Below are 17387 nucleotides of genomic sequence, written 5' to 3' on the forward strand. Positions count from 1 at the left end.
GTGTGGACGGGATAAGTGCTGAAAGCATCTAAGCATGAAGCCCCCCTCAAGATGAGATTTCCCATTACGCAAGTAAGTAAGATCCCTCAAAGACGATGAGGTAGATAGGTTCGAGGTGGAAGTGTGGTGACACATGGAGCTGACGAATACTAATCGATCGAGGACTTAACCAAAAAAGTTTGAAACATTCAATGCACCGTTTATCCAGTTTTGAAAGAATAAATCTTTCAATTAAATACAAAGTCTAGTGATGATGGCAAAGAGGTCACACCCGTTCCCATACCGAACACGGAAGTTAAGCTCTTTAGCGCCGATGGTAGTTGGGGGCTTCCCCCTGTGAGAGTAGGACGTCGCTAGGCAGAAAAGTAACCACTGAGAAATCAGTGGTTTTTTTGTATGTTTTGAAATCTAGAAAATGTTAAAGTTTAATAGAGTGATCAAAATATTCAAAGGGGTGCAATGGAATGGCAACAGGACAATATAGTAAGGTAATCAATATACAGAAAAATAAATTAGAGGGTTTTATTCATAATAAGGAACAATGGGCTGTTTTAATACCAGGTTACTTACATCACGAATTACTAAATGAAGACGATATGATCTGGGTCTTCCAAGGAGACTTTGGTATAATTCAGAAAGCTGTTAAAGTAAAACTTAAAGTAAACAATTCAGATGCTCATCAAATACAGTTTGATTTAGTGGGTTTATCTGATCCTATAAATGGTAATGGTTCTTTTGAAATCATACAAAATCAAAATGAATCACCACAACTGACTGGTAATTTAACAATGAAAGCAAGTGGATTTTTAGCAGGAATGATGAATCCAGTATTAGATAATTTTGTACCTGGGTTGATTGAGCAATTAGTGGAAGCAATGGCCATTCAAGCATTACAAGACTAGTTATATGAAAATAAGTGGTGAACCGATTATTACAGATAACAGCAATAATCGGTTTTATTTTAATAAGCAACTCTTATTGCTACAAAAATGATGGTTTAGGTATAGATGACTCTTTTTTTGAGTGAGGCGTCAACGATAATGACATCAAGCTGTGATTAACTTTGATGAAAAGGTTTGTTACTAAATAAAAAGTGGATTACCATGCGGAGGGATAGCTTTTTTCTCTCCTTATAATTTCGTATAATTAAAGGAGAATCTAACGAAAATGGGTGTATGTTTTGCATAAGAAAAAACCAATTATAGAAGGGTTAGAACGTTTTCGACAGCAACAAAATATTTCTTTTCATGTCCCAGGTCATAAGCATGGTGAACTGTCTCACCTTCCGCAAGCATTTAAAGATGTTATGCGTTATGATGTAACTGAATTATCTGGATTAGATGATCTACATTACCCTGAGGAAATGATATTAGAAGCCGAGAATTTATTGGCAGATACATATGGAGCAACGAAGAGTTTCTTTTTGGTAGGAGGGTCTACTGTTGGAAATTTAGCAATGATTTATGCTACTTGTAACAAAGACGATACCATTATAGTTCAGCGTAATGCACATAAATCAATTTTCCATGCTATTGAACTTGTTGGGGCTAAGCCAATTTTTGTGTCGCCGCTGTGGGATGAACGGACAATGTCGGCGACACATGTAACTTATAGAGATTTAAAAGAAGCCGTAGAAAATTATTCAGAGGCGAAAGCAGTAGTGTTAACATATCCTACTTATTATGGGATGACTTCGAATGAAATACAGCAACAAATTGCTTATTGTCATGAGAAGGGAATACCTGTATTGGTGGATGAAGCACATGGCGCTCATTTTAATGCATGTACGCTATTTCAGCCATCCGCATTGACACTTGGTGCAGACGTTGTTGTTCAATCAGCTCATAAAACTTTACCTGCTATGACGATGGCCTCTTTTATGCATGTTAAGTCGGAATTGATAGAGGCTGACAAAATACATCATTACTTACGCATGTTACAATCTAGTAGTCCATCTTACTTATTATTAGCATCATTAGATGATGCTCGCTATTATGTACAGACATATATGGAGAGTGATGGGGCATATATAATAGAAAAAAAGAATCAATGGGTAGATGCATTACGAGCAATTGGATCATTAGAAGTAATTGAAGTAGATGATCCACTTAAAGTATTGCTACGTGTTAATGGTTATAGTGGCTTTCAATTACAGGAGGCATTAGAGGCAAAGCATGTATATGGGGAACTTGCAGATGCCAATCAGGTTTTATTTGTGTTACCTTTGCTGAAGCAGGGACATACCTACCCATTTGCTGAAATCAGGGTTCGTATAAAAGAGGCCATAACAACGCTATTAAACACAGCTAAAACAGATAGCATAACGGCTTCTCAAACAGCCTATCATTTTGTCCCGATTACTGAGCCTATATATACCTTTAATGAGGTTGCATCATTAAAGAAAGAATGGTTACCATATATGCGTACAATGGGGCGAATTTCAGCGAATATGATCATTCCTTATCCACCTGGTATACCATTATTAGTACCAGGAGAAAGAATAACAGTAGCTAAGTTAAGTCAATTGGAAGAGCTACTAGCAGCAGGTGCAACATTCCAGGGGAATCATCGTTTAGCAGAAAAAAAGATTCAGGTTATTAAATAGTTGGAGGCAATAACAGCATGAATAGCAATTTATTTATTACATTTGAAGGACCAGAGGGAGCAGGAAAAACAACGGTCATTCAAATGATAGCAGAGCGATTAAAAAAAAATAATATTGAAGTTCTAGCAACAAGAGAACCAGGTGGAATTGAGATTGCAGAAAAAATAAGAACGATTATTTTGAATCCTGCACATACTGCTATGGATGAACGAACAGAAGCATTGTTATATGCTGCAGCAAGAAGCCAGCATTATTTTGAGAAAGTACGTCCTGCCTTAGATGCAGGGAAGTTAGTGATATGTGACCGTTTTATCGATTCCTCTTTAGCTTATCAAGGATATGCAAGAGGTATAGGTGTTAATGAGGTGCTTTCTATTAATGAATTTGCTATTGGGAAGAAATTACCTGACGTGACCATACTATTTGATCTTGCTCCAGAGGTTGGCTTAGCGCGTATTCATGCAACTGGCAATCGAGAAGTAAACCGCTTAGATGTTGAAAGCTTGCCGTTTCATCAGAAGGTACGTGAAGGATATTTACAATTAGTAGAGCAGTACCCAGAGCGAATACGTGTAGTCAATGCAGATCAAGATATTAAAAATGTTGTTGAAGATGTATGGTTATTATTATTGGAAGCAATGCAGTAAATGCATGAAGTTGTCTACAACAATGTGATATAATGATACTATCCATTAATTTATCTTCACTAGGAGGGCAACATTTGTCGAAGTACCTATTAGGTCAGACACACCTTCGTGTAAGATACATTATGTGTTTAGGGAACCTTGTAGATGTCTTTTTTAAAACTTTCTTATAGAGTTTTTGTATCAACATGATGATGTTCCTCTAGTTCAACAGATGAACTAAGATTAAGTATAGAATTGAAATCTATCTAGGCGAATTTTATAAAAGGGGTGAGTGCGAATGAAGTTAGTCGTAGCTGTAGTGCAAGATCAGGATAGCAGCCGCTTATCAAATGCTTTAACGAAAAATCAGTTTCGCGCAACTAAATTAGCGAGCACAGGAGGATTTTTACGTTCAGGAAATACGACATTTCTTATAGGAACTGAAGACTCTCTCATACCCAAACTTTTAGATATTATTCGGGATAATTGTCGGGCAAGAGAGCAAATGGTTGCACCCGTTTCTCCGTTAGGAGGAAATGCTGATTCCTATATACCTTACCCTGTGGAGGTAGAGGTGGGAGGAGCTACCGTATTTGTTTTACCGATTGAACAATTCCATCATTTTTAAAAAGTAGCCTCCGAAGCTAAATCATTGATTATTTGTTACTATTAAACATTTTATTTAAAATCGATTATGCGTAGGAGAAATAGATGAAAATTGTGGGGGCGAAACCAGCTTGAAGATTAATCAAGATATACGTGTCGGGTTAAATACAAATCGCAAAGAGCCACTACAAAATAATAATCAAAATAACCGATTTGGAGATATGGTCGTCAAGCAAGGTAATAAGCTGCAAACAGAACAACTCACGCGTTTGTTAGGAGATATATCTACTGCAGGGGACCGAGTAGCTAGATCACGTAATTTACGAGAACTTGCTAGGTTTAAAATGCTTGTTAAACGATTTCTACAAGAGACAGTAGAACATGGTATGGAGTTAAAACAATCACATACCTGGAATCGTTTTGGTGAAGGAAGACGTCTGAAAATCATTGAAACCATTGATACACGTCTTGTCGAGCTTGCACAGGATCTCTTAGACGAAGAAAAAGAAGCAATAGATCTTCTTGATAAAATCGGTGAAATTAAAGGCTTACTAATTAATTTATATATGTAAAACCCGTGTCTCGTTCTCATTTAGGCGCGGGCTTTTTTCAAATGTTGATGTGGCTACTCGCCATAAAGTAAACAACTGTAATCTTTACAAGAGTGCAAGAAAGTATCACCTTTTGTTGTAGAGACAGGAAGGAATTTAAATGTATGGCCAAGAATGTTGAAGAGCTACTCACACTGCAACCAGTCGTAATGAAGCAGCTTCAAACAATATTTGACAAGAATAGATTAGCACATGCATATATTTTTGATGGCGAAAAAGGGACAGGCAAGGCAGATATTATGCACTTTTTTGTCAAATTAATGTTATGTGAGCAACCAAGTGGAAATGTTCCATGTGAAACATGTCGAAATTGCAAACGTGTAGATTCGGGAAATCATCCAAATATTCATCAAATTTATCCAGATGGTCAATTCATAAAAATTGATCAGATGCGAGAACTCATCGGAGAAATGAAAATGGTGGGTGTAGAAGAAGGACGTAAGATTTATGTGCTTCATCATGCAGACCGTCTTAATACAGCCTCTGCAAATATGATACTTAAATTTTTAGAGGAGCCAGAAGGAGAAGTAACTGCCATATTACTAACTGAGCAAATGCAGTCAATTCTTCCAACTATCCGTTCTCGTTGTCAACATATCAAATTTCAAAAAATGCCACGTCATGTTTTGTTGAAGCATTTACAGGAAAATAATATTTCACATTCAATGGCCTCAACAGTAAGCATGATGACAAATGAGCTCGAAACAGCGATATTTTTAGCAAATGATGAGCAGTTTGCACTCGCTCGAAAAACAGTGTTAAAATTAGTAGAGGCCATTCGGCAAAATGTACATGAAGCATTGCTTATTGTGCATGAAGAGTGGTTGCCTCACTTTAAAGAAAAAAGCGAGATGGAGCAAGCATTGGATTTACTACTATTTGCTTACCGTGATATAGTGTCAATAAAAGCTAATCCCGAGGCAGCTTGTACTTATCCAGACATGTTACCACTATTTAAAGAAGTTGCGTTATATTCCACTTATGAAAGATTATCAAATCAGATGGAATCTATTTTACAAGCACGCGCCTCTTTACAGCGTAACATGAATAGGACGTTATTGATGGAGCAGTTAATGCTAAATCTGCAGGAGGGATATACATTTGTATAATGTAGTAGGAGTCCGCTTTAAAAAGGCGGGTAAAATATATTATTTTGATCCGGCATCATTTCTACTAGAGGATAGTCAATATGTTATTGTAGAGACAGCCCGCGGTGTAGAGTATGGAAAAGTAGTTGTCCCTCAAAAAGTTGTGGGTGATAATGATGTTGTATTACCACTAAAACAAGTACTTAGACCAGCAGATGATCGTGATCGTATACAAGTAGAGGAAAATGCAGCGGAATCAAAGCGTGCATTTGAGCTCGCTAGTACTAAAATTATAGAGCATAATTTAGAAATGAAACTTGTAGATGTTGAATATACATTTGATCGTAATAAAATTATTTTTTACTTTACAGCTGAAGGACGAGTTGATTTTAGGGATCTAGTAAAAGATTTAGCCTCGGTTTTTAGAACACGTATTGAACTTCGTCAAATTGGTGTGCGTGATGAAGCCAAGCTTTTAGGTGGTATCGGTCCATGTGGTAGAATGCTTTGTTGTTCCACATTTTTGGGTGATTTTGAGCCCGTTTCGATTAAAATGGCTAAAGATCAAAACCTATCATTAAATCCTTCAAAAATATCTGGCCTTTGTGGACGTTTAATGTGTTGCTTAAAGTATGAAAATGATGAATATGAAGAAGCAAAAGAGGGCATGCCAGATGTTGGTGAGATAACAATGACACCAGATGGCCGTGGGAAAGTAGTAGGGCTAAATGTGCTGGAAAGACTTATTCAAGTATATTTACATGAGCAGGAACGCACAGTTGAGTATACACTAGAAGAACTGCTAGCATGCGAAAAAAATCTTATTTAAGATAGAGAATTTAACGAGGTGGCTTGGGTGAAGGACCGTAATTTCTTAGATACCGTTATGGAGTTCGAACAACAGCTCGAAGCAATGCAGGAGCAATTTGGTGCATTGAAACAATTTGTAGCGTTAATGATGGAAGAGCATAAGGCGCTTGAAACAGAAAATCATCACCTACGTACACGTCTAGAAGAACTACTTTCTAATACAAACTCCGTACAAGCTGCTGAAGTAAAGAAAGAGAGTCCGCTAGATATTGGTGAGGGATATGATAACTTAGCTCGCCTCTACCAAGAGGGCTTCCATGTTTGCCATGTTCATTTTGGAAGTTCACGTAAGGGTGAGGATTGTCTGTTCTGTCTATCATTTTTAAATAAACAAAATGTGTAATAAAAGGCTGATTCCCGCTACGGTGGTGTCAGTCTTTTGTTTTGTAGCGTAGGAGGAGTAAGCATGGAAAAATGGCTAAAAGGTGACGAGCGGTTAGATTATTTGTTGGCTGAGAATTTACGTATTATTCAAAGTCCCTCTGTCTTTTCGTTCTCATTAGATGCAGTATTGCTTTCGAAATTTGTCAGTATTCCTTATCATAAGGGAAAAATCGTTGATTTATGCTCAGGAAATGGTGTGATTCCACTTTTTTTAAGCGCACGTACAAAGGGACAGATAACAGGCGTAGAAATTCAGCCACGTTTATTTGAGATGGCAGAGAGAAGTATCCGTTACAATCAGCTAGAACAGCAAATTCAAATGATTCTTGGAGATGTTAAAGAAATACCAAAACAACTTGGGATTGAAAAGTATGATGTGGTTACCTGTAATCCACCCTATTTTTTAGCACATGAAGCGAGTGATAAAAATCTTAGTGAGCATCATGCCATTGCACGCCATGAATTGTATTTAACATTGGAAGAAGCGATTCAATCCGCAAGTAAATTATTAAAGCAAGGGGGCAAGGCCGCATTTGTTCACCGACCTGGGCGATTATTAGATATTGTGACAGCTATGCGAGCAAATCGCTTAGAGCCTAAACGGATGCAGCTCATTTATCCGAAGGAAGGGAAAGAGGCTAATACATTATTAATAGAAGGAATAAAAGATGGAAAGCCTGATTTAAAAATTCTGCCGCCGTTGTATGTTTATGATGCCAATAATGAATACACGACAGAAGTGAGAGAAATTCTTTATGGAAAAGAGCAATAATCACTACTTTTATGTGTTAGAGTGTGCTGATCAAACTCTTTATGCAGGGTATACAAATAATATAGAAAAACGTGTTGCTGTACATAACGCTGGTAAAGGAGCAAAATATACAAGAGCTAGAGGTCCAGTGAAATGTATTTACAAAGAAATATTCGAGACAAAGCAAGAAGCAATGCGTGCTGAATATGCCTTTAAGCAATTAACAAGAACACAGAAAATTAATTATATAAGGAGGGGTGAATCGTGAAATCACAAAAAAGTACAATACACGATCAGACAGGTTGTTTATATCTGGTAGGAACACCTATTGGTAATTTAGAGGATATGAGTGTGCGTGCACTTCGCATTTTAAAAGAAGCAGATATTATCGCTGCAGAAGATACTAGAAACACCAAAAAGCTGTGTAACTACTTTGAGATTGACACACCACTAATCAGCTACCATGAGCATAATATAGCCGTAGGTGGAGAAAAATTATTAACATTACTACAAGAAGGAAAAACAATTGCATTAGTAAGTGATGCAGGTTTACCTTGTATTTCTGATCCAGGTGCAGATATAGTGGAAAAAGCAATTGCCCAAAACTTTTCTGTTGTACCAGTGCCAGGGCCTAATGCAGCAATTTCAGCATTAATTGCATCTGGGTTATCGCCACAGCCATTTTTCTTTTATGGATTTTTGAATCGCGGAAAAAAGGAACGTCGCCAGCAATTAGAACAATTAAAAAAACGCCAAGAAACGATTTTACTATATGAGGCACCACATCGCTTAAAGGATACATTAAAAGATATGGAAGCTATACTCGGGGAACGTCGTATTGTTTTAGCTCGAGAGCTGACAAAGAAGTTTGAAGAGTTTTTACGAGGTACTTTGTCTGAAGCTGTAGAATGGTCACAAACTGAAGAAATACGAGGAGAGTTTTGTATTGTTCTTGAAGGTAATAGCTGTGTAGAAGAGGAAGATCATGAAGAAGCCTATTGGCAAAACATGTCCATTGTTGAACATGTTGATTTCATTATCAATCAATCGAATGTATCTTCAAAAGAAGCCATTAAAGAAGTAGCTAAGTTAAGGCAAGTGGCAAAGCGAGATGTTTATAATGAATATCATAGTGAATAATAGTAAAGAGTTACCTTATTAGGTAGCTCTTTTTTATTTAGTAAATGACGCCGAAACTTATAAGTTGAAAAGTAATAATTTTGAGACACAATTTTAAATTGATAATAATTGTAAATAATAGTAACCTTAAATAGAAAGGTCTGACATGGACATTATAAGGGGTTAAGAAATTGGTTATATTAATAAACAGAAACACCTAAATCACTGTTTTGATTTAGGTGAGTAACTAATTATTTTTTTAAGTTAGATTGAATTTCTTTAACTAACATTTCTGCGCCTTCTGGACTTAAAATTAATTTGCCTCCAACTAGACGGAAGTTATCATCTGAAACTTCACCAGTAACAGCACATGTCATATTAGGCATATATTTTTTTAAGATGATTTTATCATCATCCACATAGATTTCTAAAGCGTCCTTTTCAGCAATACCTAGCGTACGGCGTAACTCGATAGGAATTACTACACGACCTAACTCATCGACTTTACGAACAATCCCTGTTGATTTCATAATAGATTTCCTCCTAATTTATAAAAGTTATATTGGTATTTCGTCAAATTTCGACATTATTTCTTTGTCTGATAGTTATCATACCAAGTAATGCCATAAACGTCAATTAATTAATGCACTAATATTATGGTTTTTAAAAAAAATTTTTGAGAAGAATGCAGGTATTTTAATTTTTTTAAAAGGTTTTTAATAAATATTTTTGTTAATAGTAAAAAAGGTTCTTATTTAAGTCATTTAATGGATTAAATATATTATTCGACAATTTTCGCGTTTAATAAACTTTCATTGAAACGAATTTCGTACTTCGTTAGAATAGAAAGTATATTGTAAAACAATGGAGGCAGTTCTTGTGAGTGAACAACAAAAAACATTCTATATAACAACACCCATTTACTATCCAAGTGGGAAATTTCATATTGGTACGGCATATACAACAGTAGCATCTGATACTATTGCACGCTATAAACGTTTAAAAGGTTATGATGTACGCTTTTTAACAGGAATGGACGAACATGGCCAAAAAATTCAAGAAAAAGCAGCAGAAGCGGGTAAATATCCTCAAGATTATGTAAATGAAATTGCCGGTGCTGCGAAAAAACTTTGGGGTTTAATGGATATTTCTTATGATGACTTTATTCAAACAACGCAGGATCGACATACGAAAGCTGTCGAAAAGATTTTCCAAAAGTTTTTAGATAATGGTGATATCTATAAAGGTGAATATGAGGGCTGGTACTGTACACCGTGTGAATCATTCTTTACTGAGACTCAATTAGTTGACGGGAACTGTCCTGATTGTGGTCGTCCGGTGCATAAGGTTAAAGAGGAATCGTACTTCTTTAATATGAAGAAATATGCAGATCGTTTATTAGCTTATTATGAAGAGAACCTTGAATTCATTGAGCCAGAATCACGAAAAAATGAAATGATCAACAACTTCATTAAACCAGGGCTAGAGGATTTATCGGTATCAAGAACATCCTTCGACTGGGGAATTAAAGTACCAGGAGATCCAAAGCATGTTATTTATGTATGGGTTGATGCATTAACGAATTATATTACAGCCTTAGGTTATCTATCAGAAGATGAATCATTATTCAATAAATATTGGCCAGCAGATGTACATGTAGTTGGCAAGGATATTGTTCGTTTCCACACGATTTATTGGCCAATCTTCTTAATGGCATTAGATTTGCCATTACCGAAAAAGGTATTTGCTCATGGTTTTATTATGATGAAAGACGGTAAAATGTCTAAATCAAAGGGCAATGTAATTTATCCTGAAATGTTAATCGAGCGTTATGGTCTAGATGCCACACGTTATTTCCTATTACGAGAATTACCATTTGGCTCTGATGGGGTATTTTCACCAGAATCATTTATTGAACGTACAAACTTTGATCTGGCTAATGATTTAGGGAACTTATTAAATCGTACAATTTCAATGATTAATAAATATTTTGATGGTATTATTCCGACAGAAAATCTTCAACCGACAGAATTTGATGCATCTTTAAAAGAGCAAGCTGAGTCGGTACGTATTAAATATGAAGAAAGTATGGAAAAAATGCAATTTAGTGTCGTTCTTGCTGACTTATGGACGCTTGTTTCACGCACAAATAAGTATATAGATGAGACACAACCATGGGTGTTAGCAAAGGAAGAGTCAGACAAGCCAAAATTAGGTGCAGTTATGCGAAATTTGGCAGAAAGCTTACACCAAATCGCTGTCATGTTGCAACCATTTATGACAACAACTCCTAAACGTATGATCGATCAGTTAGGATTAGATGACAAATTCTTAGCATGGGATACAATTGCAACATTCGGCAATACTATTCCAGCAAACATTAAAGTGGTAGAAAAAGGGATACCGATTTTCCCACGCTTAGAAAATGAGGTTGAGATTACTTATATTCGTGAGGAAATGCGTGGCTCTGTGAAAACACCACAGGATGAAGAAATTAAAAAGGTAGCAAAACCTGAAGAAAATCCAGAAATTCCTGAAATTACTATTGATGATTTTATGAAAGTTGATTTGCGTGTAGCTACTGTGACTGCATGTGAAACTGTTCCGAAAGCAGATAAATTATTAAAGCTACAAGTTGATCTAGGATATGAGCAACGTCAAGTAGTTTCAGGTATTGCGAAATTCTATACACCAGATGATTTAATAGGTCAAAAAGTGATTGTCGTAGCAAATTTAAAACCAGTAAAATTACGTGGTGAAATATCACAAGGAATGATTTTAGCTGGTGAGAAAGATGGAATTTTAAAATTAGCATCAGTTGATCCTAAACTTGAAAATGGTGCAAAAGTAAAGTAGTGAACTTAAGGAAGGCCTGCTGAATATGAATTATTCAGCAGGCTTTTCAAATCTGTTAGAGAAATCGGGATTAAATTATTTTGAAATAATTTATGGTGCGTGAAAAACTTGGTTTTATGGGTTTAAAGAACTACTTGAGGTAATGTCGATTAAGTGGAATGTCACAATGTCGAATAGTTTGTAATGAAATTGTAATGATCACGAAAAATATGAAATAATAAATTTTAATAAAATCAATGTTAGGAGAATGAAGATGTTTATAGATACACACGTACATTTAAACGCAGATCAGTATGAGGAAGATCTTCAAGAAGTGATTGATAGAGCTCTTGAAGCTAAAGTAGAACGAATGGTAGTTATTGGTTTCGACCGTAAAACCATTGAGAGAACAATGCAATTAATAGAGCAATATGATTTTGTTTACGGTGTCATTGGCTGGCATCCAGTAGACGCTATTGATTGTACTCAACAAGATTTAGAGTGGATTGAGCAATTAGCTTCACATCCAAAAATAGTTGGCATTGGTGAAACGGGATTGGACTACTATTGGGATAAGTCTCCAAAAGACGTTCAACAGGAACTTTTTCGCAAGCAAATTCAATTAGCTCAAAAGATCAATTTACCAATCGTTATTCATAATAGGGATGCAACAGGTGATGTTGTACAAATTTTACGTGAAGAAAATGCTGCATCCGTAGGGGGTGTTATGCACTGCTTTAGTGGAAGTGTAGAAACAGCGCGTGAATGTATAGCAATGAATTTTATGATTAGTCTTGGGGGACCAGTGACATTTAAAAATGCACGTCTACCAAAGGAAGTAGCTACAGAAATAGCTCTTGAACACTTGATGATTGAAACAGACGCTCCTTATTTAGCTCCACATCCACATCGAGGTAAGCGCAATGAACCCGCTTTCGTGCCTTTAGTTGCTGAGGAAATCGCACGTTTGAAAGGGTTGACAATTGAGGAAATTGCACAAGCAACTACAACCAATGCGAAAAATTTTTTTGGGATTGACAATTAACTAGCTTAGATGCCTCCAATACAGGGTTTGTGGTTGGCAAAAAACAAGAAGTCAATTTTCAGAGAAATACTTTCGGGTTGACAGTGCCAAAACTAGTCCGTATAATCCAACCTTGTATTAAGGAGGCGTTTTTTCATGTCAAATAATTCCATGAAAAACTTGTTCTTAGGATCATTGAGGAGTAAGCAAACAGTGATAAGAATTATCTCACTTGTCCTGTTTGTGTCTGTAATCTCTTTCGTGCTTTATCAAGGTACGAAAAAATCCGTTAAGCTTGAAGCAAATGGAGAAACAATCGAAGTATCAACACATGCCAAAACTGTAGAACAATTATTACAAAATCAAAATATAGATATAGCAGAGCATGACAAAATTTCACCCTCTCTGAACACCAAAATTGTTAATGGATTAGCAATTACATGGGAACAGGCAAAAGAAGTAACTATTTCAGTTGATGGAAATCAGTCAAAAGTTTGGACAACTGAAACACTTGTGAAGGACATTTTGAAGGAAGCAAATATTAAAGTATCTGAACATGACTCTTTAGCGCAAGGTCTAGATACTGAACTAGGAGCAGATAACAAAATCGATATTCAAAAAGCGTTTCAAGTAGCGCTTGTCGATGGCGTAACTAAAAGACAAGTATGGTCCACTTCGACTACGGTCGCTAACTTTTTAAAACAACAAGGAATTCAGCTAAATGAATTCGATCGTGTCGAAAATAACCTGGAGAACGTTATTACTCCGGAGAGTAAAATCACAGTAGTTCGCGTAGAAAAGGTTATCGATGTAGTGGAAGACTCTTTAGATTTCGCAGTTGAAAAGAAGCAGGATGCTTCATTGCAAAAGGGGAAACAAAAAGTAGTAGCAACGGGCGAGAAGGGTTCGATTTCTCGTACGTATGAGGTTGTCAAAGAAAACGGTAAGGTTGTGGCAAAAAACCTACAATCTGAGAAAGTGTTAAAAGAGCCGAAGAAGCAAGTGGTTGCTGTAGGCACAAAAACAATTGTTGCAAGTGCAGCAACTGTGTCACGTGGTTCTGCAGAGCCTACTAACGGAAAAGAATTTTATGTAACGGCAACAGCATATACACCATATTGCAACGGTTGTACTGGTACATCAGCAACTGGTATAAATCTACGTTCAAATTCTGGCTTGAAGGTGATCGCAGTTGACCCTTCTGTTATTAAGTTAGGATCAAAGGTTTGGGTAGAAGGCTATGGAACTGCTATAGCTGGGGATACTGGTGGGTCAATTAAGGGTAATAAGATTGACATACTTGTACAAACAGATGCCCAAGCTCGTAACTGGGGACGTAAGAAAGTGCGCGTTAAAGTATTAAATTAAAAAAATTGTAAAATTAATCAAAATGTTTTTCACAAATGGAGCTTTCCTGTTTTGACTGGCGGGAAGGCTTCTTTATTATTTTTTTAGCAAATGATGTTGTAGGTATGTAGAGAGAAAGTTGAATAAGATAAGCTCATCTGAACCTTGTATTCCTGTACAAATCGTATAGAGCAGTTGTAAAATGGTCAGAAGATAAGGTAGATAGAAAAGAGGAGCCTTTTTGCAAATTAAAGAAATTATTGTTGTTGAAGGAAAAGATGATACGACAGCTATTAAACGTGCTGTACAAGCAGATACTATAGAAACGAATGGATCTGCAATTTCTGAAGAAACGTTAAAGCGAATTCAGCACGCCCAAGAAAAACGTGGAGTTATCGTATTTACTGATCCAGACTATCCAGGACGTCGAATACGCGCCATTATCGAGGAGCGTGTAAAAGGGGTGAAGCATGCCTTTTTACCAAAAGCGAAAACGATCGCTAAAAACGGTAAAGGGTTAGGGATTGAGCATGCTGCTGATGAGGATATACGTGAAGCACTACAACATGTCTATACCCCTACACATGAGTTGCTAAACGAAGCGGTAATTACACTGGAAGATTTAATGACTGCTCGTTTAATTGGACATCCACAATCAAAGCAGCGTCGTGATAGACTAGGGGAAATTTTAAATATAGGTGCTACAAATGGTAAACAACTTCATAAAAGATTGAAAATGTTTCAGATTACAGAGGAGCAATTTGGTGCGGCTATCGCACAGTTAGATCAGGAGGAAAATGATGCATAAGGATATTGCTACACCAATTCGAACACAAGAAATATTAAAAAAGTATGGTTTTTCATTTAAAAAAAGTTTAGGTCAAAACTTCTTAATTGACCCGAACATTTTAAGAAATATAGTGAGTCACGCCAATTTAACTGAGAATAGTGGCGCAATTGAAGTTGGTCCTGGGATTGGGGCATTAACTGAGCATTTGGCGAGAAGCGCTAAAAAGGTAGTTTCCTTTGAAATTGACCAACGTTTATTACCTGTACTAGAAGATACGCTTAGTCCATATAATAATGTGTCTATTATTCACTCTGACATACTTAAGGCAGATGTGGAGAAAGTAATTGCAGATGAGATGCCAGGTATTGATGATATTATGGTTGTAGCAAATTTACCGTATTATGTAACGACCCCAATTTTACTGAAGTTACTCAATGACCGATTACCGATCCGTGGTTTTGTTGTGATGATGCAGAAAGAGGTAGCAGACCGTATAACAGCTAAGCCAGGGACGAAAGAATATGGTTCTTTATCAATTGCAATACAATATTACGTGAAAGCAGATATTGCGATGACAGTGCCAAAAACCGTTTTCATGCCGCAACCTAACGTCGACTCTGCAGTAATTCGCCTTATTAAGCATGAGGAACCACCAGTAAAAGTAATAGATGAGGATTTTTTATTTGTTGTAACGCGTGCTTCATTCGTACAGCGAAGAAAAACAATCTATAATAACCTGCAATCTGGTTTACCTAATGGAAAGGCACAAAAGGATCAAATTTTACAGGCATTAGAGTTAGCAAATATTGAGCCAACTCGCCGTGGAGAAACACTTTCAATTCAAGAGTTTGGGAAATTAGCTGATGCACTGCATCCTGTATTTGCAAAGTAAAAATTTTTGTTAACAATTTTTCGGATATGTAAAAAAATATATATTTTTTTATAAAAAATGAGTTGACAAGATTTATAAGAGGCTGATAAAATATTATATTTTGTTGACATTTTTGGGCCATTAGCTTATACTTGTTATTAGTGAGGTGTAAGCGAAAATGCCAAAAACTTTAGCGGACATTAAAAAGTCGTTGGATTGTCATTTGGGTAAACGTTTGCAATTAAAAGCAAACGGTGGTCGCAAGAAAACGGTTGAGTGTGCAGGGATACTACGTGAGACATATCGCGCCATCTTTGTAGTAGAGCTCGATCAAGAAGACAATACGTGCAAGCGCGTATCGTATAGCTACACAGATATTTTAACTGAAGCAGTAGAGATTACATTTTTAGACGAAGCAAAGGCTGCTGTCGCAAAATAGTTTCTAGTACTTATTTCTATATTTTAGAAACACTCATGTATATTAAAAATACATGAGTGTTTTGCGTTTTCACGGGCATACTAAATTCGTCAGTTGTTAAAGGAGGAGTTTATATGCCTAGAAAAGGTATCATGTCACCTCGTTTAAAAGAAGAGATCGCAAAAGAACTTGGATTTTATGATGTTGTGCAAAAGGAAGGCTGGGGCGGCATAAAAGCTCGTGATGCTGGTAATATGGTCAAACGCGCCATAGAAATGGCAGAACGGGCAAGTAGTGAGCAAGAGCGTAAGTAGACTGTTTTTGCTAAAATAGTCATCTTATAAAGTTTCATTCAGCAGGGATGAAAATCCTTACTGACACAACAAATACAACTGACGAGAGAGAGCCGTTACTCCGAATAGGGTAAACGGTTCTTTTTTTCCATTTTCGTATTCTCAATATGGTAAAATAAAATGAATAATCTTGCGCGAAAAAAAGAACTGTTTATACGTGTAGCTATAAGGAGGAAGAAAGATGCTTTATGTAAAGGCGCCTGCAAAAATTAATTTAACATTAGATGTACTTTATAAAAGACCGGATAATTTTCACGAAGTGGAGATGGTTATGACAACAGTCGATTTAGCTGATCGTATCAGTCTTGAATCTCGAGAAGATGGTGTTATTCAAATAATTTCAACAGATAATTTTGTACCAAATGACCATCGTAATTTTGCTTATCAGGCAGCGCGTCTCATTAAAGATACATATGGCATTAGACAAGGTGTATCCATTACGATTGAAAAGGAAATCCCTATAGCAGCAGGACTCGCAGGAGGTAGTAGTGATGCAGCTGCAACATTAAAAGGGCTAAATGAACTGTGGGATTTAGGTTTATCAATAGATGAATTAGCGGAACTTGGTGCTAAAATTGGTTCGGATGTTTCGTTTTGTGTTTACGGAGGCACGGCATTCGCTACAGGACGAGGCGAAAAAATAAAGGAATTACCAGCTCCACCTAATTGTTGGGTTGTACTAGCTAAGCCTAAAATTGGTGTGTCGACAGCAGAAGTTTATGGGGGTCTTAAGGTTGAAGGACTGCAACACCCCAATACACAGCAGATGATACAAGCTATAGAGACAAAAGATTATGAGCTATTATGTTCTTCATTAGGAAATGTTTTGGAAACTGTAACATTTAAGCTACACCCAGAAGTTGTGATGTTAAAGGAACAAATGAAGCGCTTTGGGGCAGATGCCACGCTAATGAGTGGAAGCGGTCCAACTGTATTTGGGCTAGTGGATAGTGAAGCTCGTGTAAGTCGCATTTATAATGGTTTACGTGGTTTTTGTGAGGAAGTTTATGCAGTACGAATTTTGGGTGAGCGAAATACGCTTGCTTAGAAACGCAAATTTGTGTTAATTTTACCTATAAATATTCGTGT

The 17387-nt window shown here is 36.6% G+C and carries 20 protein-coding genes and 2 rRNA genes; 21 read left to right on the forward strand and 1 reads right to left on the reverse strand.

Annotated features, from left to right (window positions below):
- From BFM98_RS18695 to rsmI, 13 genes are all read left to right on the forward strand, one after another.
- A 23S ribosomal RNA gene (locus BFM98_RS18695) occupies nt 1-173 on the forward strand; the annotation flags it as partial.
- Nucleotides 174-243: 70 nt separating this feature from the next.
- Nucleotides 244-359 (forward strand): 5S ribosomal RNA (gene rrf, locus BFM98_RS18700).
- A gap of 105 nt (nt 360-464) precedes the next feature.
- A complete protein-coding gene (locus BFM98_RS18705) occupies nt 465-902 on the forward strand; it encodes an SRPBCC domain-containing protein (protein WP_066038152.1) in 438 nt (145 codons plus the stop codon).
- A 278-nt stretch (nt 903-1180) separates the two neighbouring features.
- Nucleotides 1181-2605 (forward strand): aminotransferase class I/II-fold pyridoxal phosphate-dependent enzyme, encoded by a 1425-nt coding sequence (locus BFM98_RS18710; protein WP_455709786.1) that lies wholly within the window; start codon nt 1181-1183, stop codon nt 2603-2605.
- A 17-nt stretch (nt 2606-2622) separates the two neighbouring features.
- Nucleotides 2623-3252 (forward strand): dTMP kinase, encoded by a 630-nt coding sequence (tmk, locus tag BFM98_RS18715; RefSeq protein WP_066038154.1) that lies wholly within the window; start codon nt 2623-2625, stop codon nt 3250-3252.
- 277 nt (nt 3253-3529) lie between these two features.
- Complete coding sequence (locus BFM98_RS18720) at nt 3530-3859, forward strand: cyclic-di-AMP receptor (RefSeq protein WP_004229230.1); 330 nt, start codon at nt 3530-3532, stop codon at nt 3857-3859.
- Between the two features lie 109 nt (nt 3860-3968).
- Nucleotides 3969-4409 (forward strand): YaaR family protein, encoded by a 441-nt coding sequence (locus tag BFM98_RS18725; protein ID WP_004229228.1) that lies wholly within the window; start codon nt 3969-3971, stop codon nt 4407-4409.
- Nucleotides 4410-4552: 143 nt separating this feature from the next.
- On the forward strand, nt 4553-5557 hold the full coding sequence (holB, locus tag BFM98_RS18730) for a DNA polymerase III subunit delta' (RefSeq protein ID WP_048395429.1): 1005 nt from the start codon (nt 4553-4555) through the stop codon (nt 5555-5557).
- Nucleotides 5550-6365, forward strand: coding sequence for a PSP1 domain-containing protein (locus BFM98_RS18735; protein ID WP_048395431.1), 816 nt, complete (start codon nt 5550-5552; stop codon nt 6363-6365). The genes holB and BFM98_RS18735 overlap by 8 nt, the downstream gene beginning before the upstream one ends.
- Nucleotides 6366-6392: 27 nt before the next feature.
- Entirely contained in the window at nt 6393-6749 is a 357-nt protein-coding gene (yabA, locus tag BFM98_RS18740) for a DNA replication initiation control protein YabA (protein WP_004229222.1), read from the forward strand.
- Between the two features lie 63 nt (nt 6750-6812).
- Nucleotides 6813-7562, forward strand: a complete 750-nt coding sequence (locus BFM98_RS18745; RefSeq protein WP_054548597.1) for a tRNA1(Val) (adenine(37)-N6)-methyltransferase — start codon at nt 6813-6815, stop codon at nt 7560-7562.
- Nucleotides 7546-7809 (forward strand): GIY-YIG nuclease family protein, encoded by a 264-nt coding sequence (locus BFM98_RS18750; RefSeq protein ID WP_004229219.1) that lies wholly within the window; start codon nt 7546-7548, stop codon nt 7807-7809. Before BFM98_RS18745 ends, BFM98_RS18750 begins: the two co-directional genes overlap by 17 nt.
- On the forward strand, nt 7806-8681 hold the full coding sequence (gene rsmI / locus BFM98_RS18755) for a 16S rRNA (cytidine(1402)-2'-O)-methyltransferase (RefSeq protein ID WP_048395435.1): 876 nt from the start codon (nt 7806-7808) through the stop codon (nt 8679-8681). Before BFM98_RS18750 ends, rsmI begins: the two co-directional genes overlap by 4 nt.
- Before the next feature lie 230 nt (nt 8682-8911).
- Here the strand turns inward: rsmI and BFM98_RS18760 are convergent, their stop codons facing one another.
- A complete protein-coding gene (locus BFM98_RS18760) occupies nt 8912-9190 on the reverse strand; it encodes a transition state genes transcriptional regulator AbrB (RefSeq protein ID WP_004229214.1) in 279 nt (92 codons plus the stop codon).
- A 334-nt stretch (nt 9191-9524) separates the two neighbouring features.
- On the opposite strand from BFM98_RS18760, the gene metG reads away from it, so the two are divergent.
- The 8 genes from metG (at nt 9525) to ispE (ending at nt 17346) form a co-directional block, all read left to right on the forward strand.
- The gene (metG, locus tag BFM98_RS18765) at nt 9525-11516 is read left to right on the forward strand and encodes a methionine--tRNA ligase (RefSeq protein ID WP_483306199.1); all 1992 of its coding nucleotides are present in this window, start codon (nt 9525-9527) and stop codon (nt 11514-11516) included.
- Between the two features lie 253 nt (nt 11517-11769).
- A complete protein-coding gene (locus tag BFM98_RS18770; RefSeq protein ID WP_066038156.1) occupies nt 11770-12540 on the forward strand; it encodes a TatD family hydrolase in 771 nt (256 codons plus the stop codon).
- A 135-nt stretch (nt 12541-12675) separates the two neighbouring features.
- Nucleotides 12676-13887 carry a resuscitation-promoting factor gene (locus BFM98_RS18775; RefSeq protein WP_066038157.1) on the forward strand — a complete coding sequence of 404 codons (1212 nt, stop codon included), beginning with the start codon at nt 12676-12678 and terminating at the stop codon, nt 13885-13887.
- Nucleotides 13888-14107: 220 nt separating this feature from the next.
- Nucleotides 14108-14674 carry a ribonuclease M5 gene (gene rnmV, locus BFM98_RS18780; RefSeq protein ID WP_048395443.1) on the forward strand — a complete coding sequence of 189 codons (567 nt, stop codon included), beginning with the start codon at nt 14108-14110 and terminating at the stop codon, nt 14672-14674.
- Entirely contained in the window at nt 14667-15548 is an 882-nt protein-coding gene (gene rsmA, locus BFM98_RS18785) for a 16S rRNA (adenine(1518)-N(6)/adenine(1519)-N(6))-dimethyltransferase RsmA (RefSeq protein ID WP_048395444.1), read from the forward strand. Before rnmV ends, rsmA begins: the two co-directional genes overlap by 8 nt.
- A gap of 157 nt (nt 15549-15705) precedes the next feature.
- Complete coding sequence (gene veg / locus BFM98_RS18790; RefSeq protein WP_004229199.1) at nt 15706-15966, forward strand: biofilm formation stimulator Veg; 261 nt, start codon at nt 15706-15708, stop codon at nt 15964-15966.
- Between the two features lie 113 nt (nt 15967-16079).
- Complete coding sequence (locus tag BFM98_RS18795) at nt 16080-16259, forward strand: small, acid-soluble spore protein, alpha/beta type (protein WP_004229193.1); 180 nt, start codon at nt 16080-16082, stop codon at nt 16257-16259.
- A gap of 220 nt (nt 16260-16479) precedes the next feature.
- Nucleotides 16480-17346 carry a 4-(cytidine 5'-diphospho)-2-C-methyl-D-erythritol kinase gene (gene ispE / locus BFM98_RS18800; protein ID WP_066038158.1) on the forward strand — a complete coding sequence of 289 codons (867 nt, stop codon included), beginning with the start codon at nt 16480-16482 and terminating at the stop codon, nt 17344-17346.
- Nucleotides 17347-17387: the final 41 nt, after the last annotated feature.

It is taken from the genome of Lysinibacillus sp. AR18-8 (genome assembly GCF_001705465.1).
GTDB classification, from domain to species: domain Bacteria; phylum Bacillota; class Bacilli; order Bacillales_A; family Planococcaceae; genus Lysinibacillus; species Lysinibacillus capsici.

What these genes read in the sequence shown, in the direction of transcription:
- BFM98_RS18720 (WP_004229230.1), top strand. Translation starts at nt 3,530, where the DNA reads ATGAAGTTAGTCGTAGCTGTAGTGCAAGATCAGGATAGCAGCCGCTTA.
- BFM98_RS18750 (WP_004229219.1), top strand. Translation starts at nt 7,546, where the DNA reads ATGGAAAAGAGCAATAATCACTACTTTTATGTGTTAGAGTGTGCTGAT.
- holB (WP_048395429.1), top strand. Translation starts at nt 4,553, where the DNA reads ATGGCCAAGAATGTTGAAGAGCTACTCACACTGCAACCAGTCGTAATG.
- BFM98_RS18760 (WP_004229214.1), bottom strand. Translation starts at nt 9,190, where the DNA reads ATGAAATCAACAGGGATTGTTCGTAAAGTCGATGAGTTAGGTCGTGTA.
- tmk (WP_066038154.1), top strand. Translation starts at nt 2,623, where the DNA reads ATGAATAGCAATTTATTTATTACATTTGAAGGACCAGAGGGAGCAGGA.
- veg (WP_004229199.1), top strand. Translation starts at nt 15,706, where the DNA reads ATGCCAAAAACTTTAGCGGACATTAAAAAGTCGTTGGATTGTCATTTG.
- rsmA (WP_048395444.1), top strand. Translation starts at nt 14,667, where the DNA reads ATGCATAAGGATATTGCTACACCAATTCGAACACAAGAAATATTAAAA.
- BFM98_RS18770 (WP_066038156.1), top strand. Translation starts at nt 11,770, where the DNA reads ATGTTTATAGATACACACGTACATTTAAACGCAGATCAGTATGAGGAA.
- BFM98_RS18795 (WP_004229193.1), top strand. Translation starts at nt 16,080, where the DNA reads ATGCCTAGAAAAGGTATCATGTCACCTCGTTTAAAAGAAGAGATCGCA.
- ispE (WP_066038158.1), top strand. Translation starts at nt 16,480, where the DNA reads ATGCTTTATGTAAAGGCGCCTGCAAAAATTAATTTAACATTAGATGTA.
- BFM98_RS18775 (WP_066038157.1), top strand. Translation starts at nt 12,676, where the DNA reads ATGTCAAATAATTCCATGAAAAACTTGTTCTTAGGATCATTGAGGAGT.
- BFM98_RS18745 (WP_054548597.1), top strand. Translation starts at nt 6,813, where the DNA reads ATGGAAAAATGGCTAAAAGGTGACGAGCGGTTAGATTATTTGTTGGCT.
- metG (WP_483306199.1), top strand. Translation starts at nt 9,525, where the DNA reads ATGGAGGCAGTTCTTGTGAGTGAACAACAAAAAACATTCTATATAACA.
- BFM98_RS18705 (WP_066038152.1), top strand. Translation starts at nt 465, where the DNA reads ATGGCAACAGGACAATATAGTAAGGTAATCAATATACAGAAAAATAAA.